The sequence below is a fragment of the Sporosarcina sp. FSL W7-1283 genome, from assembly GCF_038003105.1.
Classification (GTDB): Bacteria; Bacillota; Bacilli; order Bacillales_A; family Planococcaceae; genus Sporosarcina; species Sporosarcina newyorkensis.
In genome coordinates this window covers 3,019,377-3,043,287 of sequence record NZ_JBBOOL010000001.1, presented here as the reverse complement: position 1 = coordinate 3,043,287, position 23,911 = coordinate 3,019,377, and the positions used below count along the sequence as shown (strand labels likewise).

The following is a 23,911-nucleotide window of genomic DNA, read 5'->3' as shown; positions in this document are numbered from 1 at the left end:
AGGAGTGAAAGAGTTGTTCAATTACACGATTAAAAGGCTTTTACAGCTAATTCCTGTCCTGCTTGGTATGACATTTATAGTCTTTATGTTGATTCGTGCAATTCCTGGTAATCCAGCACAAGTTATTTTGGGACAGCAAGCGACAATAGAAGCTGTAGAAGCATTGACTGTCAAACTAGGACTCGATCAGCCTTGGTATACTCAATACTTTAGTTATCTAGGCGGTATATTAAAAGGTGACTTGGGAGAATCGATGCGTACGCGTCTACCGGTTGCAGATGAAATCTGGCCCTATTTAGCGGCTACTTTGGAATTGGCACTATTCGCTATTATTATTGCCGTCATTGTAGGTGTCAACGCGGGAATCATCTCTGCGTGGTTCCAGAATTCCTGGTTTGACTACTCAGCGATGATATTAGCTTTAGTAGGAGTCTCCATGCCTATTTTCTGGTTAGGCTTAATGGGACAGTGGGCTTTTGCTATCGAGTTTCAATGGTTACCGACTACAGGCCGTGAAAACGTCCGGGATCCGGTTACAGCCATAACGCATTTATACATAATTGACACGCTCATACAAGGCAGGTTCGATCAGCTATGGGAAGTTCTGCGGCATTTGATCTTGCCTGGGTTAGCGCTTGCGACAATCCCGATGGCGATCATTGCGAGAATGACCCGTTCGAGTATGTTGGAAGTCATGCGTTCCGATTATATACGTACTGCGCGAGCGAAAGGGCAAAAAATGTTCTGGGTCGTTTACAAGCATGCTTTGAAAAATGCGATTATCCCTGTTTTGACAGTCATAGGTCTGCAAATGGGCCTGCTTCTAGGCGGTGCTATTTTAACAGAAACCATTTTCGCATGGCCGGGCATTGGACGTTATATTTATGACGCGATCAATTTTAGAGATTATCCAGTCATACAGTCTGGTATCCTGATCGTTGCATTTATCTTTGTCATGATTAATTTAATCGTCGACTTGCTATATGGATTGATCGATCCGAGGATTAAGTATGATTGAGGAAGGGGGAACAGTTCATGTCAGAATTAACGCCTAAGGTAGATGGAGTTGCAGAAGCGCAATTAGAAAAGACAACAGGACCTTGGCGGGAAGCTTGGATAGGTTTTCGTAAGAGTAAGGTGGCGGTCGTTGGAGCTGCCATAGTGCTCTTCTTTATACTCCTCGCTCTATTTGGTCCATTAGTGACGAAAGAAGGAATCAACGAACAGCTAATGGCAGATCGGCTGCAGCCTCCTTCTTCAGAATATTGGTTTGGAACGGATGATTTCGGCCGGGATATTTTTTCGCGTATTATCCATGGCGCTCGGATTTCATTATCTGTTGGATTTTTCTCGGTAGTCGGGTCGATTGTTGTGGGCAGTATTTTAGGAATCGTGGCAGGTTACTATGGCCGCTGGATAGATACGATCATTTCGCGGATCTTCGATATTATGCTCGCATTTCCTTCGATTTTATTGGCTATTGCAATTGTCTCTGTATTAGGGCCAAGTTTGCGTAATGCACTCATAGCTATTGCGATTATCAATATTCCAAACTTCGGACGATTGATTCGATCTAAAGTGTTAAGTATTAAGGAAGACGAGTATATTACCGCGGCAAAGGCGATTGGAATGAAGGATTTACGGATATTGTTCTCGCACATTTTGCCTAACTCGATGGCACCGGTTATCGTACAAGGCACATTAGCAATTGCCACGGCAATTCTAGAGGCGGCCGCATTAGGTTTCCTTGGTCTTGGCGCGGAAGCACCGTATCCCGAGTGGGGAAAAATGTTAGCGGACTCTAAGGACTATTTGCAAAATGCCCCTTGGACGATGATTTTTCCAGGACTGGCGATCATGTTAACTGTTCTAGGATTTAATCTGATGGGCGATGGTTTACGTGATGCATTGGATCCGAAAATGAAAAGTTAACGATAAAAAATCTTTTCAAGTATGTATACTTGGAAAGATTTTTTGCGTTTCAGAATTGAATGGCCGATGATTCATTAGCTGGACTGTACCTATAATGGGTGCAGTTTTTTTGTTCCATACACTACTTTTACACATGAAATTTCGCTGCTCTCCGTTTGTCTGAAGAGAAATAGGGGAAAGATAATAGAAATTGTATTAGAGATGAGGTGGAGAAACTGAATAAAGTATTCACTGCTTTAGCTTTCATCGGTGTACCGTTAGTCTTAATCGGCTCTTATTTTCATTGGTCGGATTTGTGGATGTTTGCGCTTTGCTGTATAAGCATCATTGCATTGGCAGCTTTTATTGGCAGGGCGACAGAAAGCTTGGCAATTGTCAGCGGTCCACGGATTGGTGGTTTGCTGAATGCTACATTTGGTAATGCCGTTGAATTAATAATTTCTATATTTACACTGAAAGCGGGCTTGATTGGTATTGTGTTGGCCTCTTTGACAGGTTCTGTTTTAGGGAACTTGCTACTAGTTCTGGGACTATCCTTTTTCGCCGGAGGTTTGAAACATAAGCGCCAAAATTTCAGCATTTATGATGCTCGTTATAACTCGGCTCTGCTAATCTTTGCGGTAATTGTTGCATTTGTAATACCGGAAGTTTTCACAATGACGATGGATGAGAGTACAACACTGAATCTCAGTATTGGTATTTCGGTAATTCTCATTGCACTTTATCTAGCAGGATTGGTCTTTAAATTATTTACTCACCGAGGAGTATTTGGTTCGGATACGCATGAGACAGACGAAGTGCCGGAATGGACGAAAAAGAAGTCTATCCTTGTTTTATTACTTTCAACTGTTGCAGTGGCATTTGTATCAGAGAAGCTAGTGCATACATTTGGTACCCTAGGTGAGAAGTTTGGCTGGTCTGAACTATTCATTGGGGTTATTATCGTTGCGATCGTTGGTAACGCTGCAGAGCACTCATCTGCAATCACGATGGCCATGAAGAATAAAATGGATGTTTCCGTTGAAATTGCAATTGGCTCAACTTTACAAGTGGCAATGTTTGTCGCACCAGTATTGGTGCTGATCTCGTTGATGATGCCACAAGCCATGCCCCTCGTATTCACTTGGCCGGAACTGATCGCCATGATCACCGCCACATTGCTAGTTGTGAATATTTGTCATGATGGCGAGTCCAACTGGTTTGAAGGGCTGACGTTATTCGCCGCGTATGTGATTATGGGTATCGGGTTCTTTTTATTGTGAAAAAATGAAGCACATGTGAAAACCCCGGTTCGCTATGCGAACCGGGGTTTAATTAGGATAGCCGTCCTTTGAAATCTTCATAGCCAAACTGTTTAACAATTTTAGTTTCGCCTTTAACTGTATGCAGCGCAATGGACGGCAAATTCATACCGTTGAACGTATTGTTTTTCACCATCGAGTAGTGAGCCATATCGCAAAAAACGAGACGATCACCGGTCTGTAAAGGAGCATCAAAAGAATAGTCTCCAATGACGTCACCTGCCAGGCAAGTAGGACCGCCCAAACGATACGTATAAGGTTTTTCGTTCGGCAAGCTGGCTCCGATAATTTCAGGACGGTACGGCATTTCCAACACATCAGGCATATGACACGAAGCCGAGGTATCAAGAATCGCAATCGGCATGCCGTTATGCAATGTATCGAGCACTGTAGCAACTAGGAAGCCGGTATTGAGCGCAACAGCTTCGCCCGGCTCCAAATAGACGTCCAATCCGTATTTATGCTTCATGAAATTAATCGAATGAATTAATGTTGCGTTGTCGTAATCAGCACGTGTAATGTGGTGTCCACCGCCAAAGTTGATCCATTTCATTTGCTTCAGATAAGGTCCGAACTTTTCATCGACCACTTGAATGGTACGCCATAATGTATCGGAGTTTTGTTCACACATCGTATGGAAGTGTAGACCGCTAATGCCTTCAAGTAGATCAGGCGCGAAATCAGCTGACGTCACGCCAAACCTGGAATGCGAAAAACAGGGGTTATACATATCGACTTCAATCTCCGAGTATTCGGGATTGATCCGGATGCCGCATTCAACATGTTTTTCGCTCTTCTGGATTCGCCCTTTGAATCTCCGCCACTGTGCGAATGAATTGAAGACCAAATGATCGGAATAACGGAGGATCTCATCAAATTCATCTTCCTGAAAAGCAGGTGAATAGGTGTGGACTTCCTTACCCATTTCTTCATAGCCGAGCCGGGCTTCCAGCAAGCCGCTTGACGTTACGCCGTTTAAGTATTTGCCAATTAAAGGATATACTTCAAACATGGAGAATCCTTTTTGGGCGAGCAAGATTTTACAGCCGGTTTGATCGATGATGGTCTTCATTTTTTGTAAGTTGTTTATGAGCAGCTGCTCCTCCACCACGTAACTAGGTGAAGGGACTGCTTTCACATCGAAGTTCATGTCATTCTCCTCAGTCGATCAATGTCGGATTGAAATCTTCATGCCAAGGCAAACCGTATTCATTCAATGCTTCCATAAACGGATCAGGGTCGAATTCCTCAATATTGAAGACGCCAGGTTTTTTCCATTTGCCAGTCAGCATCATCATGGCACCGATCATCGCAGGCACGCCTGTAGTATAGGAAATTGCCTGTGAGCCGACTTCTCGGTAGCATTCTTGGTGATCGCAAACATTATAGACGTAATAGGTTTTAGGTTCTCCATCTTTCGTACCTTGGTAAATACAGCCAATATTCGTTTTACCTTTAGTACGCGGTCCAAGTGAAGCTGGGTCTGGCAGAACAGCTTTTAAAAATTGTAGCGGTACAATTTGTTGACCTTCAAATACGATGGGCTCAATAGATGTCATGCCTACATTTTCAAGTACGCGTAAATGAGTTAGATATTTTTCAGAGAAGGTCATCCAGAAACGGATCTTTTCTATACCGGTAATATTTTTTGCCAATGACTCCAGTTCTTCGTGATAGAGCAAATAGACATCTTTCGGACCGATTTCGGGTAGGTCATAGACACGCTTCACTTCGAGTGGCGCTGTCTCCACAAACTCGCCTTTTTCATAATAGCGGCCATTTGCAGTAATTTCGCGAATATTGATTTCAGGATTGAAATTTGTTGCGAACGGGTAGCCGTGATCGCCTGCATTGGCATCTACAATATCAATTGTATGGATTTCGTCAAAGTAATGTTTTAAGGCATAAGCAGAAAAAACACCGGTTACGCCAGGGTCAAAGCCGCTGCCAAGCAATGCAGTGATCCCCGCTTCTTCAAACTTTTCTTTATATGCCCATTGCCATTTATACTCAAATTTTGCTGTGTCGAGAGGCTCATAGTTTGCTGTGTCCAAATAGTCCACTTTTGTCTCTAGACATGCATCCATAATCGTCAAATCCTGATAAGGCAACGCGACATTGATCACGATATCTGGTTTGAATTCGTTAATCAATTCGACTAATTCCGCGACATTGTCGGCATCTACTTGAGCAGTTTGTATGTTTGTACGGCCGCCATCTAATTTTTCTTTCAAGGCATCACATTTTGATTTCGTCCGACTGGCGATACAAATTTCCTCAAAAACATCCGGTACTTGACAACATTTGTGAACCACTACACTGGCTACTCCGCCAGCTCCGATAATTAATGCTTTTCCCATTAAAAACACCACCAATTTATAATTTTTTATTAAGTGCAATTGTTAATTCCCGTACAACTTTACAAGCGACAGCCGTCGATACACCGCTTTGGTCGTAAACAGGGGATAGTTCATTGACGTCACATGCCACGATATTTAAATTGCTGACCGTCAGTATAGCTGTCAGAAGGTCCATAAAGCTGACACCTCCAGCCTCAGGCGTCCCCGTTCCAGGGAAGACGGAAGGATCGAGCACATCCAAGTCTATCGTCAAATAGACGGGTTTACCTTGTAACTCTTGCACTGTATCTTCAAGTCCATCAAAATTAAATTTATTCATAAAAACATGCTGTTTAGCAGCCCACTCGAATTCAGGGCGATCTCCTGAGCGGATTCCGTATTGATAAATCCGATTGTCTCCAAGAAGATCCCAAACTCTTCGAATGACGGTAGCATGCGATAGACGTTGGTCTAAATAGTCTTCGCGTAAATCTGTATGAGCATCGAATTGAATGACATGCAGATCCGGGTAGCTCTTTGCCGCCGCGCGAACAGCACCCAATGTGACAAGATGCTCGCCACCAATCATGCAAGGGATTTTTTGATCATCCAAAATCTTCGCGGTGAATTGCTCGATTTGTTCCAATGCACGTTCCGTATTGCCGAAACTTAATTCTAAATCACCGCCATCGAAGAGGCGATAGTCCGTCAAATCTGCGTCTTGATAGGGACTATACGTCTCAAGGCCGAATGATTCGCTGCGCATCACTTTGCTGGCAAAACGTGTACCGGGTCGAAAGGACGTCGTGGAATCAAATGGAGCCCCAAAAACGACGAAAGAAGACTCTTGGTACTCAGCATCGAAACCAAGAAATGTTTCAATATTTTTATTCAGCATGGATTAACAGCTCCTTTACATAATTAGGCAATGCAAAAGAACCAGCATGCAATTTAGTATTATAATAGTTTGTCTTCAATCCAAGCTCATTCCAGATATCCGCCTGCAAGTCTTCAATAGGATGATATTTTTTGGATGCAAAGCCAAACAGCCAGTGACCTGACGGATAAGTCGGTATATGGGCTTGATATACTTTAGAGATTGGAAAGAAGCCCATGATGCTTTTATGAGCCCGCTGCATTCCCCGTGCATCTTCTGCGTAGAAAGGACTTTCATGCTGATTCACTAAAATGCCTTCATCGTTCAGCGCTTTATAACAATTGCCATAAAATTCTTTCGTGAAGAGACCTTCTCCTGGACCGAATGGATCTGTAGAATCGACGATGATCAAGTCGTACGCATTTTCTTGTTGACGGACGAATTTCAGTCCATCTTCGAAATATAGATTCACTCGTGGGTCTGTCAGCTGGGCAGTAGTTTTCGGGAGAAACTTCTGACATACTTCCACTACTTGTCGATCGATTTCTACCATGTCAATTTGTTTGATGTTTGGATATCTTGTCAGTTCGCGAACCGTACCGCCGTCACCAGCACCGATCACCAGCACTTTTTCAATGGCCGGGTTCGTTGCCAGCGGAACGTGGACAATCATGTCATGATAGATAAATTCATCTTTCTCCGTCACCATAACATAGCCGTCCAGTGTCAGGATCCTTCCAAATTCTGTAGATTGGAATACATCAATTTTTTGAAACTCACTTGTTGCCGTATATAAATGCTCTTCTACACGAAAAGAAAAACGCACATGCGGTGAATGATCTTCGGTATACCATAGGTTCATCGGTCAGCCTCCTTTACTACATTGATGATTTCTACATTTGGATCTTCGGTCCCCGTTAAGAAACAACCTTTTTCCTGGCAGTATTCGATATAGTCAACAATCTCTTTTGTCACACGTTCACCCGGTGCGACGATCGGAATACCCGGGGGATAGCACATAACAAATTCACTGGCAACACGGCCGACTGCATTTGGTAATGATAATATTTCTTTGGGCGCGTAAAATGCCTGTTGAGGTGTTTGAATGATCTCAGGATTGATATATTCATGGTCGAATAAAGAGCTTGAGTCCCTTTTATAACGTCGTCTGATTTCAGTCAACGCAGCTACGAGACGTTCCAAATCAAGCTTTCGATCACCGACGGAAATGTAAGCCAAGATGTTCGCCACATCGCCGAATTCGATTTGGATATCGTATTCATCCCGCAAAATATCGTACACCTCAATGCCGGCCAAACCTATTCCGCGCGTATGGATTGACAGCTTTGATTCATCAAAATCAAAGATGGTATCCCCATTGATCAATTCCTTTGAGTACGCATAGAAGCCATCGATTTTATTGATTTCATCTCGTGTATATTGGGCCATCTCAATTACTTTATTGAAGATTTCCTGACCATGCAGTGCCAGGTTTTTTCGTGAAATATCGAGCGACGACATCAATAGGTAGGAGCCACTCGTTGTTTGAGTCAAATTGATGATTTGACGTGTATAGCCCTCACTTACTCCATTGTTGATCAATAAGAACGAGCTTTGTGTTAGCGATCCGCCCGATTTATGCATGCTGACGGAAGCCATATCAGCTCCGACAGACATAGCCGATGCAGGAAGTCGGTCATTGAAATAAAAATGCGTGCCGTGAGCTTCATCCACCAGTACGAGCATCTCGTATTCATGTGCTAGTTCAGTAATTTCTTTTAAATTAGAGCAAATCCCGTAATACGTTGGGTTGTTGATCAGTATCGCTTTTGCGTCAGGGTGTTCCAAGATGGCAAGTTTCACTTCTTCGACCGCCATACCGAGCGGAATTCCAAGATTATCATCGACACCGGGATTGACGTAAACAGGCACAGCACCGCTTAAGATTAATGCATTGATTGCGCTACGATGAACATTGCGCGGCATGATAATTTTCTCTCCTGCTTTACAGGCTGTCATGACCATCGCTTGAACTGCAGATGTCGTGCCGTTAACGAGCAGGAAAGCATGTTTTGCGCCAAATGCTTCAGCTGCCAATAGTTCAGCTTCCTTGATGACTGAAACCGGGTGGCATAAATTATCGAGTGGTTTCATCGAATTTACGTCGTGTTGCAGACAGGTTTCACCTAGGAACGCAGCCAACTCACTGTTGCCGCGTCCATGTTTATGTCCTGGTACGTCGAATGGGACAACTCGAGCAGCTTGATAGCGCTGCAATGCTTCCATGATAGGGGCTCTTTGTTGTGAATGTATCACGATTTTCTCCTCACTCATTTTCATAAACATTGGAACCGCTGAAAATTTCAATCATCTCTTTTCGTAAATTATGAGAGATTTGAAGCCGTTCCTTCGGCGGAAGTTCTGAAACGTCTTTATTGAATAGGTAATCCTGCAAATCAATTTCTTTAATTAGCATTTTTGTATGGAAAATATTCGATTGGTACACATTAACATCAATAGCGTCATACTTCTCTAAAGTTTTTCGATCAATAAAATCTTGGATGGAAGTCATGGCATGATCCATAAATAACTTTCTACCGTCGACGGATCGCGTGAAGCCTCGTACCCGGTAATCTGCTGTGATGATATCCGAATCAAAGCTGCCAATCAGATAATCCAATGCATTCAATGGCGAAATCTCTCCACATGTCGACACATCAATATCCACCCGGAATGTCGCAATTGAGTTATCAGGATGATACTCGGGATACGTGTGGACCGTCACATGACTTTTATCTAAATGGCTAACGACAGAATCCTTTTCAGGAGGGAAAGGTATAGCTCCTTGATTGCAAGAAGGATCGATCTGTGAAGCAGGAAACTTTTCTTCCGAAATCATTAACGTGACACTTGCGCCTTGAGGATCGTAGTCTTGTTTGCTGACATTTAATACATGAGCACCGATCATTTCGGTCACATCATATAGAATCTTAGTCAATCGTTCTGAATTATATTGCTCATCGATATAGGCGATATACTCACTTTGCTCTCGTCTACTTTTCGCATAGCTTACATCATATATGTTGAAGCTAAGAGTTTTGGTGAGGTTGTTAAAGCCGTAGAGCTTCAGCTTATTTTCCAACCTTAACATCCGTCCTTTCTATTCATATTGTTCAAATCTATGTGCATAAAAAAATCCCTCCCCAATCTACATGCGCGTGCACAAACATGACAGATTGGAGAGAGACCTTTACTCTGTTGGCTTGTATATAAAAGACGATATACGTTTAGAGGGTATCCTCTAGTCTATTACATAACAGGTGATCAGCTTGGTGAAATATTCACAGAATTACTCTTCCTAAATTTAAAAAACTTATGAAATTGATTTCATTATAAAGGAAAATCACAAAAAAACAAACCCTTTTTTTTGAAAAAAACATGTCGATATTTCGTCAATAAAAAAAGTTATGAATTGTCGTACTAAGAAGATTGCGATATGGTATAGGGTAAACATCTTATTCTTATGGAGGGGTTTAAATGAATCATACGACAGTCGAATATTTGGAAAAAGTACGGCAAGATTTTGAAACGAGTCCATTTTGGAAATTTGCAAGTTTGCAAACGAAAAAACTGGAAGAGGGCGATGTGGAATTATATCTGCCGTACCGTCCAGAATATGATAATGTGCGTGGTACAATTCATGGCGGCATGTATATGTCTATCTTAGACACAACGATGGGTATGCTTTGTCGCTCACTAGGCTCGGATGATGTTATGACCATTCAAATGGCAACACAGTTCCTGAAGCCGGTTGTTCAGGAGTCCGTCTATTCCAAAGCATCTGTGATCAATCGGAGCCGCAGTACGGCGTTAGTGGAAGGTAAATTGTTTAATGAAAACGACGAGTTGGTCGCACATTGTACTGCCACTTTTAAATTGAAATGACGGTGCTTTGAAGTTGACGGCATGAATAAAAAACAGCCAAGCTTGAATGCTTGGCTGTCAGTAGGTGGTCATCCTTTTGGAATAAAGGTCTGACAATCTGTTTCTGCGGAGTCTTTTGCTTTTTTTCCTTTTCTGGTCACTACTTTGATTTCTTCTGCACCACATTGGTTGCCGGATTCCCAGAAATGACAATTAGTCACTTCGCATAATACATCTTTTGCCATTCGACACACCTCCCTTTTCATATTGATGCCCAGAAAGATTGAATTCATGCTGAACAATTAGAATAAAAGAGCAAAACTAGGTTGAATAATATGCGTGCGTTTATTGGCACATGCAACTCCGTCTGAAATGAAAAAACAGCTGGGATCATTTCAAATGATCCCAGCTGTTGTAAATTCTGGTCATTAAATTTGTAAGAGGGTCAAACTAATACAACCGTCTCTTTAGGGGAGGATAACTCTACAATACGCTGAACTTCCTCGCCTTCGAGTGTTTCTTCTTTATAGAGAGCATTGACTAATTCCTCAAATTGATAGGCGTGTTCCTTGATCAAGGATTCGGTCTTTTGCGCCGCCTGATTAAAGAGCATTTGCATCTTTTCTTCTTTTTCGGCTTTATTGAAGATCAAAGAAAATCCATCTTGAAATAAGCCTGTATTCACCATACGGTCAAGAATGTCTTTCGCTTGTTCGACATCACCGCCAACACCGATACTATGCTCACCTAAGTATATACGTTCTGCAATACCGCCAGCTAAAATCATACTCACTTGATCTAGTAATTCACTGGCTGTTGATAAATGCAGTTCTTTTTGAATAGGCGCCACATAGCCGAGCGCTTGTCCGCGAGGAATAATGGTCGCTTTTCTTACGGAACCTGGTTTGGTCAATGCGGCGATAAGCGCATGACCTGATTCGTGAATGGCAACTCGGCGCTTCGTTTCCTGATCATTCAGAGTGCGCGCTGTATTCCCAAGAATCGTCCGGTCTATCGCAAAATCCAAATCATGCTTTTCGATCAGCTTGCGCCCTTCTCTGATTGCGCGACGGCTGGCCGTTTCAAATAATCCGCTGATTTCAGCTCCTGAAAAACCAGATGTGCTCTCAGCAAGAGTATCTAAAGAAGCGGTGACGTTTGGCGCCAATGTTTTACCGTTTGTATGGATATCGATGATTTCCCGACGTCCTTTTGTATCGGGTAACTGCACGTTGAATGTGAAATCGATACGGCCGGGACGCAAGAACGCATCATCTAGCATATCTTTTCGGTTGGTTGCCGCGATGAACAGTACACCATCATTGTCATTACCGCCATCCAATTGAACAAGTAATTCGGTTAATGTTTTTTCAGATTCCTCACCGCCATGCTCTTTCCGTTTTCCGGCCAGCGCATCCACTTCATCAATAAAAATAACAGCAGGGCTTTGTTTGCGAGCGTTTTGGAATAATGTCCGGACACGCGAAGCACCGACCCCTACAAATAATTCAGTGAAAGAAGCACCGCTTGAAGAATAGAAAGTGGCACCGATCTCCTTCGCCATTGCTTGAGCCAACAGTGTTTTGCCTGTTCCAGGAGGACCGTACAGCAAAATCCCTTTTGGTAATTCAATGCCCATGTCTTTGGCAGTTCCTGGATTTTTAAAAATTTCCAACATTTGCTGGATCTCTTCTTTCATTTCTTGTGGAAGACCGCCGATGTCCTCAAGTGTAATATCGGGCAGTGGTGTTGCTTTAGATGCCTGATGTTTCATGCCGGACGCTCCGATATTTAACTTGCCTTTTTTGTGGAGTAGGAACAATGTGACGAGAGCTGCCAATACTAATCCCCCAATGATCCATCCTCCAGCTGAACCGGCTGTTTTATATTGATAAGATATATTATATTTTTGTACTAGATCGTCCACTAACGTACTTTGTGGACGGACCATGGTGAAGTATGTCTGATTATCTAGTGTAAGGGATAGTTCTCCATCAGCTGATTCATTCAGCGTCAGCGCAGCACCTGATTGCTCAGCAATCAATTTTTCCATCTCTGCAAAAGAGATTTCCTGACCACCAGTTCCTTGTAGATAGTTCCATGTGACTCCTGCAGCGATCGCCGTGACAAAGAGGACTAAAATTAGGATCTTTGATGCTAATTTCGAAATAGGCTTCAAGGTCAGCTACAGCTCCTTTTCTAAGTTACTTCAAAGTATAATGAAAAATAGTAGTTTTGAACAGTACAAAAGCCTGCGAAATAGTTACAAATTCTTTACGTTATGAGTAAATACCTAGCAAGTTAGCGATTTATTACTAGACGGTAGAATTGAAAAGGAGGTAAACACCTAGAGTATACAATGAAAATCAGGAAAGTCTCTTAGTGATCGTCTTTTTTCATGAACGGGAAAGGGGCGAACCAAAGCCTCCCATATAAAAAAGAGTCGCCTGAAAAGTCAGTTGGAAATGACTTCTCAGACAACCCTTATTTCTGAACAATATCCTGTAACACGGCATACCCGTTGTGTACTTTTATTTTTGCGATGAGCTGTCCTTCACGCGAAAGATCCTCTAGACGCTTGCCTGTATTTTCAGGGACATAGAAACGATCGGGCAGAAAGTTGGCGTAATAAGTCGTTTGCGGATCATATGGAGATTGACCGTAATAATACATACGTCCCTTCAAAAATACCCCGCTATCGGGTTTTTCTGCAGTCACCATTTTTAGTCCGTATTTGTTTTTGTCTTCCTGCTGCAACACGGCATAGACAACCATCTTTCCGTATGATTCAGTTGAAAGTTCTTTCAATAAAGCTGGGTCCATGTCTTTCGCTTGAACTTCTTCCACAGCAAACTGTAAGCTGACATAATCTCCGTATAAAATATCACGAGGATCGACAGGCACGCTCTCCAATAAAATTGGCGTACCGACATTCAGTGTCCACAACGGTTTCCACGTCATAGACAAAAGTACAACGAGTGGAGCAATCAAGGCCATTAGAAATAGATTCCTTTTATTCTTCATGGCGCTTCACCGTCTCTCGTCTTGATTTTTCAAACCAGAATCCGAATGCGATCAAAAGCAAGCCGCCAATTATGAAAAATAAAGACTTTGGCATGAAGTCATATGTGATGTCTGTGTAATACCGATAAATTAACGCACAAGTGATCAAAATTGCGGGCAGGCTGTCTTGCTTCAAGAAATAAACCAATAGGATAATGAATAAAGCAGTGAATATATAAGGTGCAATGGTTTCCAACTGCCATTCTCTCCAAGAATAGGGGAAGGTCAGCATGATACCCACAGTACCAAATAGGAAAGAACCAATCCAAGATGACTCCGTACGGAAATGTTTGATAGGAAATAAAGCTATCAACAGACCACCGGTAAAGACGATCAACATGGAGATCCATTCGTCAAAATGGAATGCTTCCAGCGTATTGACAATAAATGCTGTTGCCAGCAAGGTCGACATGACAAAGAGTGAACTTTTCCTGCCAAACCTTTTTTCATTCATCCAAAATAAGATAGGAAGAAGTAATAGTAACCAATAGGGTCCGAAACTGCCAGGTTCGAAAGCTGTAAAACTATAGATTATTAAAAAAACACTTGCGAATACGGCAAGAAGTTGATCCTTCAGATAATAAGCGAGAGGAAGGATTCCGACAGCCCATAATAGAAAGTCCGTGTAGACAGTATGCTGCAAATGAAAACTTTGGCCAACTAGAAAAATGCCTGCACCATAAATAGCTGCTCCAATGTAATACATGCTGCGAGCTGTTCTTTCATAGTTTGGTTCCAATTTGTATCCGGCCGAATACGATAAAATAAATGCGATGACAATTAATCCGAATTTAGAAAATGGAATCAGTCCATCCCAGTTGCCGGCTATGAAACTTAATATGCCAACCCCTACCAATATAGCTCCGAAGACAAGCAATAAACGTACGAAATTCGTCGCGCCCTTTGGTTCGTAAAGTGCAAGTAAGTCTTTAGCATCCTCTGATTCTAGTTTTCCCTGTTGCTCAAGAAAGTTGAATTCTTGTTTTAAGAAAGCGTACTGTGGTTTGCTTACTTTTCTCTTCACTCCTTTTCCCTCCTATCATGTCAGTACTAAGTAGACGTAATATTTTGTATAAAGTTACATCTGCCTAGCGCTTAGATTTTCTTAGGTTACTATCATACTGGAAAAACACACGGGAAGTTGAATGTTTTTTTAGTATACTTCGGATGGAAATCCTGTCTAAAAAGTCTGAAATCCAACTCAATTCACTAAAAACCTACTTGACTAATAGGAATAATCATAATACAATGTAAACATCTTTTAACTGAAGTTGACAGGCTGGTTGGGTCTTGTCGATGAGATGATGACAAAAGAGAATACTATATTAGTTTGCGAGGGTGATGAATGTGGCGTTACAAGTTACGAACAGTCCTTTTAGTGAAGAGCAAGTAGAATTGCTGAATCGTCTGCTGCCTAGCATTACGGAAACTCAGCAAAATTGGCTGAGCGGCTATTTGACAGCGATCAGTGCGGCAACATCTCCGCCAAGCGGGAGTCATATTGCTGTTGTTGAACGTCCGGCAATAGAGGTGCCGACCGCAGTGAAAGAAATAACTATTCTTTATGGTTCCCAGACAGGCAATGGGCAAGGGGTTGCTGAACAAGCGGCAGCGAAATTAAAAGAACAATCCTTCGATGTAACGATCCAGTCAATGAGCGATTTCAAGCCAACTACATTGAAAAAACTTGAGCATTTACTTCTGGTAGTCAGTACACATGGAGAAGGGGACCCGCCTGACACAGCGTTGCCTCTATACGAATTCTTACATGGACGTCGAGCTCCAAAACTGGATCATCTTCAGTATTCCGTATTGGCACTCGGAGATAGTTCATATGAGTTTTTCTGCAAGACGGGGTCAGACTTTGATAAAAGACTTTCGGAGTTGGGAGCTACCCCGCTAGCGCCGCGTGTTGATTGTGATTTGGATTATGATGAGCCGGCTGCACAGTGGTTGGCAGCAGTGGAAGTCGCATTACAAATTCAGACTGGCGGACAGTCTGCGGCAGCTAGTCTAGAAGTCGAAAACACAACCTCCACTCAATATTCTCGAATGAATCCGTTTCGCGCTGAAGTACTGGAGAATATAAACCTAAACGGGCGAGGATCAAATAAAGAGACCAGACATTTGGAACTGTCATTAGAAGGTTCTGGTTTAGTATATGAACCAGGTGATAGTTTAGGAATTTTTCCTGAAAATAATTCCGAGTTAGTTGATAAAGTTATAGGTGAAGGGTCTTGGAACCCCGAAGAAACGGTAGAAATTAATTCGCAAGGAGAGCGTCGTGCACTCCGTGTTGCTCTATTAAACTACTTTGAGATTACTGTGCTGACAAAACCACTGCTTGAAAAATTATCGAACTACTCTGAATCAGAACGATTGAAACACCTACTGGAATCAGAGCAAGCGTCCGAATTGCGGACGTATATCGAAGGGCGTGATTTACTGGATGCACTTAAGGATTTCGGACCGATTTCAGCCTCCGAGCAACAACTGATCGGAATTCTGCGTAAACTGCCTGCAAGACTTTATTCAATTGCTAGTAGCCTACAAGCCAATCCGGATGAAGTACATCTTACTGTTGGAGTAGTTCGCTATGAAGCGCATGGACGCAGCAGGCAAGGGGTCTGTTCCATTCAATGTGCGGAAAATCTTGAACCGGGCGATACGCTGCCTGTCTATGTGCATAAAAATGACAACTTCCGTTTGCCGACAAACCCTGAAACGCCGATTATCATGATTGGCCCAGGCACCGGTATCGCACCTTTCCGTTCATTTATTGAGGAGCGCAGCGAGACAGGCGCAGAAGGGAAGTCATGGCTGTTTTTTGGAGATCAGCATTATGTGACGGATTTTTATTATCAAACAGAATGGCAAAACTATGTGAAAGATGGGAGCTTGTCTCGTCTGGATGTGGCGTTTTCTCGTGATACCGAAGAAAAAGTATATGTTCAGCATCGAATGAAAGAGGCGAGTCAAGAATTCTATCAATGGATTGAAGACGGTGCTGTAATCTATGTATGCGGTGACGAGCAAAACATGGCAAAAGACGTTCATGCTACATTGCTGGAGATCCTTCAGCAGGAGGGCGGAAAAACGTTGGAAGAATCAGAGCAATTCATGACGCAACTGATTCAGGAGAAACGTTATCAACGAGATGTCTATTAAATCAAATGAAAGGGGAATGGTGAAATGGCTTCAACAACAAAACGAGTCCATATACAAGACGGACCGCCAAGTGATGTGGAAGAAATAAAAATTGAAAGTGATTACCTGCGGGGGAATCTGATCAATACGATGAAGGATTCAATCAGTGCTGGAATACCGGACGATGATAACCGGCTGATGAAGTTTCATGGCAGTTATTTGCAAGATGATCGGGACGTGCGGACAGAGCGTCAGCGTCAAAAATTGGAACCTGCCTATCAATTCATGATACGGGTCCGTACGCCAGCTGGCTTTGCTACGCCGAAACAATGGCTTGTAATGGATGAACTGGCACATAAATATGGTAATGGTACATTGAAATTGACAACTCGACAAGCATTCCAGATGCATGGGATTTTGAAATGGAATATGAAGAAAAACATTCAGGAAATGAACGATGCATTACTGGATTCGATTGCAGCTTGTGGAGACGTCAACCGGAATGTGATGTGTAGTCCAAATCCAAACGAATCACCGATCCATGCGGAAGTCTTTGAATGGTCGAAACGACTGAGTGAAGACTTATTACCGAAGACAAGTGCATATCATGAGATCTGGTTGGATGGCGAAAAAGTAATCGACAGTACGGAAGAAACCGAAGTGGAGCCAATCTATGGAGCGACCTATTTGCCGAGGAAATTTAAGATCGGGATTGCGGTTCCGCCGATGAATGATGTGGATGTTTTCTCGCAAGATATCGGTTTGATTGCGATTGTAGAGAACGGCAAGCTGAAGGGATTCAATGTAGCAGTAGGCGGCGGAATGGGTATGGCGCATGGTGACGAGCAGACGTACCCACAGCTGGCCCGATTGATTGGTTATATACCGGCGGATCAAGTCGTTGAAGTTGCCAAGCAGCTGATGATGATTCAGCGAGATCATGGAAATCGTTCTGTGCGCAAGTACGCACGTTTCAAATATACAATTGATGCACGTGGGCTGGATTGGCTCATTGGGGAACTCCATAGCCGTCTCGGATGGGAATTGGAAGAGGCTCGACCTTATCATTTTGATCACACAGGAGATCGTTATGGATGGGTCGAAGCGACGAACGATCGTTGGAATTACACATTTTTTGTGGAAAACGGCAGAATCCGTGATACAGAAGGTTATCAATTGATGACTGCTTTACGGGAAATTGCAGAAATCCATACAGGTGACTTTCGTTTAAGTCCAAATCAAAACTTGGTTCTTGGCGATGTGACGACTACGAATAAGAAAGAAATCGAGAAGATCATTGCTCGCTATGAATTGGAGTCTGCCACTTCGCAATCGTCTTTGCGACGTAATTCCATGGCGTGTGTCGCATTGCCGACTTGTGGCTTGGCAATGGCGGAAGCAGAGCGTTATTTACCTACATTAATTACAAAGATCGAAGGCTTGCTGGATGAGGCGGGTCTTGGCGATGAAGAGATTGTGACACGGATGACAGGTTGTCCGAATGGCTGTGCACGCTCGGCGTTAGCGGAGATCGGTTTCATTGGAAAAGGGCCAGGTAAGTATAATATGTACTTAGGCGGTGGATTTGCCGGTGAACGACTGAGTAAAATCTATCGGGAAAACATCGGAGAGAAGGAAATTTTAAGTGAATTGCAGCCAATCCTGAATCGCTATGCGAAAGAGCGTGAAGCAGGTGAACATTTTGGGGACTTTGTCATTCGTGCCGGAATAGTGGCAGCGACTACGGATGGAACAAATTTTCATACAGTTTAATAGTTTGCAGAAAAACGAAGTTGTCCGAGAAGTCATTTTCACCTGACTTTTCGGGCTTTTTTATGGAGGGAAATATGTTTATTTCGGCCGGTCAGCGGAAAGAGAGAAGGTGCGGTGCATGGAAGGATTGGTTCGGTCTGGAAATGGCTTGGCTCGGTGTAACGGGACTTTGGTACAGTGCGGAGAGAGTTTGGTTCGGTCCTGAGGTGCTTTGGCGCGTTCCTCTGTTTATCTTACTGATTGTGCAAAAAAGGCTGTTACTAAAAGCCACATTGGACTTTCAGTACAGCCTCGTCTTGTAGTTCATGCTCTTTTGGAAATGCGTAATATAGCTCATTCATGAATTTCTGACGTTCTTCTTTATCATGTAAATAGATCGGTTCAATGGCTTCTGCCAACCAAGTTTTGCGATTTTCGTGCTTCGGGATATGTTGCTTCACGTAGTGGCGGACGTCTGCTAAGAAATCCAAATACTCTTCATATCGTTCATCATACTGCTCTGCTATTTCTGAACGGATTTTCTTTGCTAAAGAGGGGCTTGCGCCGCTCGTCGATACACTGATGACCAGCTTTCCACGTGTTGTGACTGCTGGGATTTGTGCAGTGCCTAAAGAAGGGTTGGAGGCGTGGACTACTAGCTTGCCTGCATCTTTTAGTTGAAGGGCAAGCTGATCATTGACTGTTTCATTATTCGTCACGAGTATCGTTAAGAAAGCATTCTCAACGTCTTCCCATGCAGCTTCTTTCGGGACCAGTCTGACAGTCCCCTCACGTGCTAAAGTTAGCAGAGAAGGGTGGAAAGCGGGACTAACGACAGTGGGCCTGATCCCGAATCGCTGCAAATTAAGCACTTTATGATAGGCGACAGAACCTCCTCCAATTAAAGTGACGTTAGTATTCTTCAAGTTTTCAAGCATAACAGGGAACATATAATTCACGCTTCCTTTCTGCGGCTTCATCGGCACGTTCATTCAAAATCGTATGAATCTCTGGCGCGTAGCCTAATGCTGGACAAAAATGAATGGCGGTCGATGTGTTGATTTTTTTTAGAGTGCGTTCAATTGATTTCAACAGAATGCCTGTGAACAATAGATAGGGCAGGACGTATAAATTATCAGGTTTTTGTTCCAATAATCTTGAAATTTCATCTTCATAAAATGGTTCACAAGCAGCCAAATAGCCGACGCTGACATTACGCAAGCCGGTTTTCTCTTGAAAAAGACTTTGGATTCTCGCAAAGTCCTGTTTGGTTGCAGGATCGCTGCTGCCGCGTCCAATCAATAAAATGGCGGCGTCTTCAGGAATCTGCTCCGTTGTTTCCTGCAGTCGCTCGATTAATACATTGATCATGCGCTCATCCACACCGATCGGTTCACCATAATAAAGGGGAACGTCAGGATAGTGCGCCATGATATCCTGTAACTTTGCAGGAATATCCACATTGGCGTGACCCGCACGTAACAATAGGAAAGGAACAGCCACAATCTCTGTTGCTCCGCGTGCTATGCAGTGTGCAATCCCTTCTGCAATCGATGGATCAGCGAGCTCCAAGAAACAAGCTTCCTGTATCGGTGCTGGATTCGTTTCCATCGTCTTCTCAATGAATGTCAAAGCAGCCTGCTGTCCTGACTTTACGCGGCTGCCGTGGCAAATATATAGGATTGCTCTCATAAGATCACCGCATCTAAACGGCGCTCTTTGGCAGACTCTTCAAACCATTGCAATTCATCACGCAATCGGACGACTTCTCCGATGACAATCATACTCGGATTCAGGACATTTTCTTCACGCGCTGTTTCGGTCATCGTCTCCAAAGTTGCAGTGATTGTATGCTGTGTTTCCGTTGTTCCCCAATGAATGAACGCAACCGGTGTCTCTGGATGTTTTCCATGTCGAATCAATTGCTGCTGGATGTAGGGCAGATTGCTGACACCCATATAAATGGCGAGTGTATCGATTCCTTTCGCAAGCGCTTGCCATTTTTCCTCTTCTTCAGCACCTTCTTTTCGATGGCCTGTTACGATTGCGAAAGACGCGCTGTAATCACGGTGTGTAACAGGAATGCCAGCATAGGCGGGAGCAGCGATTCCGGAAGTAATACCCGGAACCACTTCGAATTCAAGCTTATGCTGAACTACAAACGCCGCTTCTTCACCACCGCGCCCGAATATAAAAGGATCGCCGCCTTTTAGCCGAACGACTTGCTTGTCTTGCTTCGCATGTTTGACCAATAAAAGATTAATCATGTCCTGTTGAACGAAATGATGTTTCGGCAGCTTACCGACAAAAATCAGTTCAGCATCCGGTCGAGCATACTCAAGAATCTCTTGATTGATCAGCCGGTCATAGAGAATGACATCAGCTTGCTGAATCACTCTCATTGCTTTGACGGTCAATAGATCTGGATCACCTGGACCGGCGCCAACTAGCCAAACTTTTCCCATCCTCTTCACTCCTCAGTCAACCCATTTTTTTTCACGCAAATAGCTGATTAATTGTTCGACGCATTCTTCGACGGTAAAACGATCCGTTTCAAGTATTAGTTCAGGGTTTACTGGTGCTTCGTAGGGAGAAGAAATACCGGTAAATTCCGGAATCACCCCAGCACGTGCTTTCTCATAAAGTCCTTTTGGATCACGCTGTTCACACGCATCCAATGGACAACTGATATAGACTTCCACAAATTCATCTTCTTTTACTAAACGTCGGACACTGTCCCGGTCTTCCTGAAAAGGGGAGATGAACGCCGTAAAGACGAGTTGACCGCTATCAATGAATAGTTTGGCGACTTCCCCGATTCTGCGGATGTTTTCCTTGCGCGCTTCATCTGAAAATCCGAGGTCTTTGTTTAAGCCATGACGTACATTGTCTCCGTCCAAGACATACGTATTTGCTCCCAAATCATGCAGTCGCCTCGCCGCTGCATTTGCTATCGTGGACTTCCCGGAGCCGGATAAACCTGTAAAGTAGAGAACCGCACTATGATGGCGATTTTTTGCCCGTTGTTCATCTTTTGTAACCAATTGTTCATGCCATACGATATTTTCCGTCATGTCGATATCTCCTCACTTTGCCAGTTCTTTTTGTTTCAAGCCTTTGATCAAAACATCCACTACTTCTTTGCGGCTGAATTCTGCGGGAGGAAGCACACCATTTTTCAGCATTTCACGCACTTTTGTTCCAGATAAAATCACATGGTGTTCACTCGAATGCGGGCATGTTTTCGCAGTCGCCATATTGCCGCAGGCTGTGCAATAGAAACTATGCTCAAAAAATAACAGTGTGATGCCGATTTCTTCGGTTGTGAAATTGGAGAAAATTTCCTGCGCTTCATATGTCCCATAATAATCACCGACACCAGCATGATCACGTCCGACAATGAAATGCGTGCAGCCGTAATTTTTCCTAACCAACGCATGGAAGATTGCTTCACGAGGTCCGGCATAGCGCATCGCAGCAGGGAAAACTGCTAATTTCACACGGTCTTCTGGATAATAATCGCGCAGTAACACTTGATAGCTTTCCATCCGGACATCTGCGGGAATATCATCTGATTTCGTTTCACCTACGAGCGGATTCAACAGCAATGCATCTACAATTTCAAGCGCTGTTTTCTGGATATACTCATGTGCGCGGTGAACCGGATTCCGTGTCTGGAAACCGACAATTTTCTTCCAGCCGTTTGCCTCAAATGCTTGCCGCGTTTCTGCCGGATCAAAATAAAATTCGACAAAGTTTCGCTGTTCAATTCGTTTGATCAGTTTGATGGGTCCCCCAAGATAGACGGATCCCCGTTCCAGCAGTTTGGCTACACCTGGATGTTTACGGTCTGTTGTTTTATATACTTTCTCGGCTTCCACTTCTTGGTCAGGTTCGAAAATATCTGTGATCGTAAGCGTCCCGTAAATGTCTCCTTCGTATTCAAGTAAAACGGTATCACCTACTGAATACAAAGAGCCATCTCCTACAGGCAATGTGATCGGCAAGCTCCAGACAGTGCCATCTGCTAATCTGATATCGTTTACGACAGAGTGATAGTCTTTAGAGGTCAAAAATCCTGTTAACGGACTGTAAGCCCCTGTCGCAATTAATTCCAGATCGCTAACTGCCGTTGCATCGATCGGAATTTTCTTGCGCAGTCCTTCAATCGAGAGAGAAGGCTCATATAAATTTACTAATCTGCCGCCATGCGGTTCTATATTTGTCATAATAAAAACACCTATCCTTTTATTTTATTAAACTTATCTAAATACTAGGTTTTATGGGTAAAAAAATTTAGGTTGTATGCAAGCCGCATTCCGTTTTGCCGCTTCCAGTCCAACGTCCTGACCTCAAGTCTTCTTCACTGTATGCAGGCTTCGTACAATTAGCGCAGCCGATACTCGGGTATCCTTGGTCATGAAGCACGTTATAGTCAAGCTGTTGTTTATGGGCAAAGCGCCAAACATCTTTCCAAGTCCAATGAATGAGCGGACAAACCTTAATTTTTTTGAAGCGCTGATCCAAATTCAGGTATTCGGTTGCTTTGCGTGTTTCCGATTGTTCTCTGCGCAGCCCTGAAATCCATGCAGTGGAAGGTGCGATCGCTTTTTCCAAAGGTTTGATCTTCCGCAAGTCACAGCATTGATTCGGATTGGTTTGCCATAGGTCGGCACCGTATTGCTCAGTTTGTTCTTCGATTGTAAGAGCGGGTTGCTGTAAATGAATCTGGAGCTCAGGATAACGTTTTTTCACTTTATCAATCGTTTCATACGTTTCTTTGAAGTGATAGTTGGTGTCCAGAAAGATAATCTTCGCGTCTGCTTTCACACGTGAAATTAATTCGAGCAATACAATTCCTTCAATGCCAAAACTACAAGCATATACAAGTTGTTCGCCATACTGATCATATGCCCACTGCAACACTTCAGAAGCCCCTTTTGACTCAGAGTCCATTGGAAATTCCGGCAATGTCAGATCTTCTTTCCATGATTCAAATGTGACCATTCCATCCTCTCGCTCTCCTGTTATATTTCCTATAGTTTAACAGATTATTTAAAATAGTCAATACCAATTAGAATAATAGGGTATAAAATTTGTTTCGTAGTTTTAGTGTATGCAGGTGTTGTCATTGAAGTCACTCCGGCGCTTGCAGATGGGCTCCTGCGATGAACCAGTCAGGAAGGAGGTCAGCCTGTCTGTCTCATTGCTCTGACTAACGCTTGTGAGGCGTCTGCGTTTGATGAGTGGAACTAGTTAGTTAATTTTACTTTGTCTAGGCTAATTCTGATAACTAAACAAGGTATTGGATTAGGCATAAGGAAAATAAATAAAGTGTCGTCATTGAACCCACTTCGGTGCTTGCGGATGGCTCCCGAGATGAGCCAGTCAGGAAATGCACCTGTCTCCTCACTCCGCCTACCGCTTGTAAGGCGCCTGCGTTTAGCAAGTAGAACCAATAGGTAACTTTTTCTTGTAAACCGACTTCAGTCTATGAATAGGATACCGGAGCATCAATATTTTAAACACTACGCCCCTTGCTTTCACCAAACCAGCGAAGCCGCAACTGCGGGGTC

22 protein-coding genes are annotated in these 23,911 nt (G+C 43.4%); 6 read left to right on the top strand and 16 right to left on the bottom strand.

Annotated features, from left to right (window positions below; genetic code table 11):
- Window positions 1-13: 13 nt before the first annotated feature.
- The 3 genes from MKY93_RS15995 (at window position 14) to cax (ending at window position 3,194) form a co-directional block, all read left to right on the top strand.
- Window positions 14-1,018, top strand: coding sequence for an ABC transporter permease (locus tag MKY93_RS15995; RefSeq protein ID WP_340760161.1), 1,005 nt, complete (start codon window positions 14-16; stop codon window positions 1,016-1,018).
- A 17-nt stretch (window positions 1,019-1,035) separates the two neighbouring features.
- Window positions 1,036-1,932, top strand: coding sequence for a nickel transporter permease (nikC, locus tag MKY93_RS15990; protein WP_340760159.1), 897 nt, complete (start codon window positions 1,036-1,038; stop codon window positions 1,930-1,932).
- 215 nt (window positions 1,933-2,147) lie between these two features.
- Window positions 2,148-3,194 (top strand): calcium/proton exchanger, encoded by a 1,047-nt coding sequence (cax, locus tag MKY93_RS15985; RefSeq protein WP_340760940.1) that lies wholly within the window; start codon window positions 2,148-2,150, stop codon window positions 3,192-3,194.
- A 52-nt stretch (window positions 3,195-3,246) separates the two neighbouring features.
- On the opposite strand, the gene nspC is transcribed toward cax, so the two are convergent.
- From nspC to speD, 6 genes are read right to left on the bottom strand one after another with little or no spacing between them, the layout of a single operon-like run.
- Window positions 3,247-4,383, bottom strand: a complete 1,137-nt coding sequence (nspC, locus tag MKY93_RS15980; protein WP_340760157.1) for a carboxynorspermidine decarboxylase — start codon at window positions 4,381-4,383, stop codon at window positions 3,247-3,249.
- Between the two features lie 10 nt (window positions 4,384-4,393).
- Window positions 4,394-5,593, bottom strand: a complete 1,200-nt coding sequence (locus MKY93_RS15975) for a saccharopine dehydrogenase family protein (RefSeq protein WP_340760154.1) — start codon at window positions 5,591-5,593, stop codon at window positions 4,394-4,396.
- 16 nt (window positions 5,594-5,609) lie between these two features.
- On the bottom strand, window positions 5,610-6,470 hold the full coding sequence (gene speB / locus MKY93_RS15970) for an agmatinase (RefSeq protein ID WP_217698595.1): 861 nt from the start codon (window positions 6,468-6,470) through the stop codon (window positions 5,610-5,612).
- Window positions 6,460-7,311, bottom strand: coding sequence for a polyamine aminopropyltransferase (speE, locus tag MKY93_RS15965; RefSeq protein WP_340760151.1), 852 nt, complete (start codon window positions 7,309-7,311; stop codon window positions 6,460-6,462). The genes speB and speE overlap by 11 nt, the downstream gene beginning before the upstream one ends.
- Window positions 7,308-8,795, bottom strand: a complete 1,488-nt coding sequence (locus MKY93_RS15960) for an aminotransferase class I/II-fold pyridoxal phosphate-dependent enzyme (RefSeq protein WP_340760149.1) — start codon at window positions 8,793-8,795, stop codon at window positions 7,308-7,310. Before MKY93_RS15960 ends, speE begins: the two co-directional genes overlap by 4 nt.
- On the bottom strand, window positions 8,776-9,600 hold the full coding sequence (speD, locus tag MKY93_RS15955) for an adenosylmethionine decarboxylase (protein ID WP_078818407.1): 825 nt from the start codon (window positions 9,598-9,600) through the stop codon (window positions 8,776-8,778). The genes MKY93_RS15960 and speD overlap by 20 nt, the downstream gene beginning before the upstream one ends.
- A gap of 386 nt (window positions 9,601-9,986) precedes the next feature.
- On the opposite strand from speD, the gene MKY93_RS15950 reads away from it, so the two are divergent.
- A complete protein-coding gene (locus tag MKY93_RS15950) occupies window positions 9,987-10,394 on the top strand; it encodes a PaaI family thioesterase (protein ID WP_009498505.1) in 408 nt (135 codons plus the stop codon).
- Window positions 10,395-10,462: 68 nt separating this feature from the next.
- On the opposite strand, the gene MKY93_RS15945 is transcribed toward MKY93_RS15950, so the two are convergent.
- The 4 genes from MKY93_RS15945 to MKY93_RS15930 form a co-directional block, all read right to left on the bottom strand.
- Complete coding sequence (locus tag MKY93_RS15945; RefSeq protein ID WP_078818406.1) at window positions 10,463-10,618, bottom strand: DUF1540 domain-containing protein; 156 nt, start codon at window positions 10,616-10,618, stop codon at window positions 10,463-10,465.
- A 200-nt stretch (window positions 10,619-10,818) separates the two neighbouring features.
- Complete coding sequence (locus MKY93_RS15940) at window positions 10,819-12,552, bottom strand: AAA family ATPase (RefSeq protein ID WP_340760145.1); 1,734 nt, start codon at window positions 12,550-12,552, stop codon at window positions 10,819-10,821.
- Between the two features lie 305 nt (window positions 12,553-12,857).
- Window positions 12,858-13,397 (bottom strand): GDYXXLXY domain-containing protein, encoded by a 540-nt coding sequence (locus MKY93_RS15935; protein ID WP_340760143.1) that lies wholly within the window; start codon window positions 13,395-13,397, stop codon window positions 12,858-12,860.
- Window positions 13,387-14,460 (bottom strand): DUF2157 domain-containing protein, encoded by a 1,074-nt coding sequence (locus MKY93_RS15930; RefSeq protein WP_340760141.1) that lies wholly within the window; start codon window positions 14,458-14,460, stop codon window positions 13,387-13,389. Before MKY93_RS15930 ends, MKY93_RS15935 begins: the two co-directional genes overlap by 11 nt.
- 323 nt (window positions 14,461-14,783) lie before the next feature.
- On the opposite strand from MKY93_RS15930, the gene MKY93_RS15925 reads away from it, so the two are divergent.
- Together MKY93_RS15925 and cysI are read left to right on the top strand one after the other, a co-directional pair.
- Window positions 14,784-16,604 (top strand): assimilatory sulfite reductase (NADPH) flavoprotein subunit, encoded by a 1,821-nt coding sequence (locus tag MKY93_RS15925; protein ID WP_040759814.1) that lies wholly within the window; start codon window positions 14,784-14,786, stop codon window positions 16,602-16,604.
- 24 nt (window positions 16,605-16,628) lie between these two features.
- The gene (cysI, locus tag MKY93_RS15920) at window positions 16,629-18,356 is read left to right on the top strand and encodes an assimilatory sulfite reductase (NADPH) hemoprotein subunit (RefSeq protein WP_340760138.1); all 1,728 of its coding nucleotides are present in this window, start codon (window positions 16,629-16,631) and stop codon (window positions 18,354-18,356) included.
- A 260-nt stretch (window positions 18,357-18,616) separates the two neighbouring features.
- Here cysI and MKY93_RS15915 read toward each other — a convergent pair whose 3' ends face one another.
- From MKY93_RS15915 to MKY93_RS15890, 6 genes are all read right to left on the bottom strand, one after another.
- Window positions 18,617-19,273 (bottom strand): precorrin-2 dehydrogenase/sirohydrochlorin ferrochelatase family protein, encoded by a 657-nt coding sequence (locus MKY93_RS15915; RefSeq protein ID WP_340760135.1) that lies wholly within the window; start codon window positions 19,271-19,273, stop codon window positions 18,617-18,619.
- Window positions 19,266-20,027: a sirohydrochlorin chelatase gene (locus MKY93_RS15910; RefSeq protein ID WP_340760133.1), complete on the bottom strand. Its 762-nt coding sequence runs from the start codon at window positions 20,025-20,027 to the stop codon at window positions 19,266-19,268. Before MKY93_RS15910 ends, MKY93_RS15915 begins: the two co-directional genes overlap by 8 nt.
- Window positions 20,024-20,800: a uroporphyrinogen-III C-methyltransferase gene (gene cobA, locus MKY93_RS15905; protein ID WP_340760132.1), complete on the bottom strand. Its 777-nt coding sequence runs from the start codon at window positions 20,798-20,800 to the stop codon at window positions 20,024-20,026. Before cobA ends, MKY93_RS15910 begins: the two co-directional genes overlap by 4 nt.
- Window positions 20,801-20,812: 12 nt before the next feature.
- Window positions 20,813-21,409: an adenylyl-sulfate kinase gene (gene cysC, locus MKY93_RS15900; protein ID WP_221837077.1), complete on the bottom strand. Its 597-nt coding sequence runs from the start codon at window positions 21,407-21,409 to the stop codon at window positions 20,813-20,815.
- Window positions 21,410-21,421: 12 nt separating this feature from the next.
- The gene (sat, locus tag MKY93_RS15895) at window positions 21,422-22,564 is read right to left on the bottom strand and encodes a sulfate adenylyltransferase (protein ID WP_340760131.1); all 1,143 of its coding nucleotides are present in this window, start codon (window positions 22,562-22,564) and stop codon (window positions 21,422-21,424) included.
- Between the two features lie 67 nt (window positions 22,565-22,631).
- Window positions 22,632-23,342 (bottom strand): phosphoadenylyl-sulfate reductase, encoded by a 711-nt coding sequence (locus MKY93_RS15890; RefSeq protein ID WP_009498491.1) that lies wholly within the window; start codon window positions 23,340-23,342, stop codon window positions 22,632-22,634.
- Window positions 23,343-23,911: the final 569 nt, after the last annotated feature.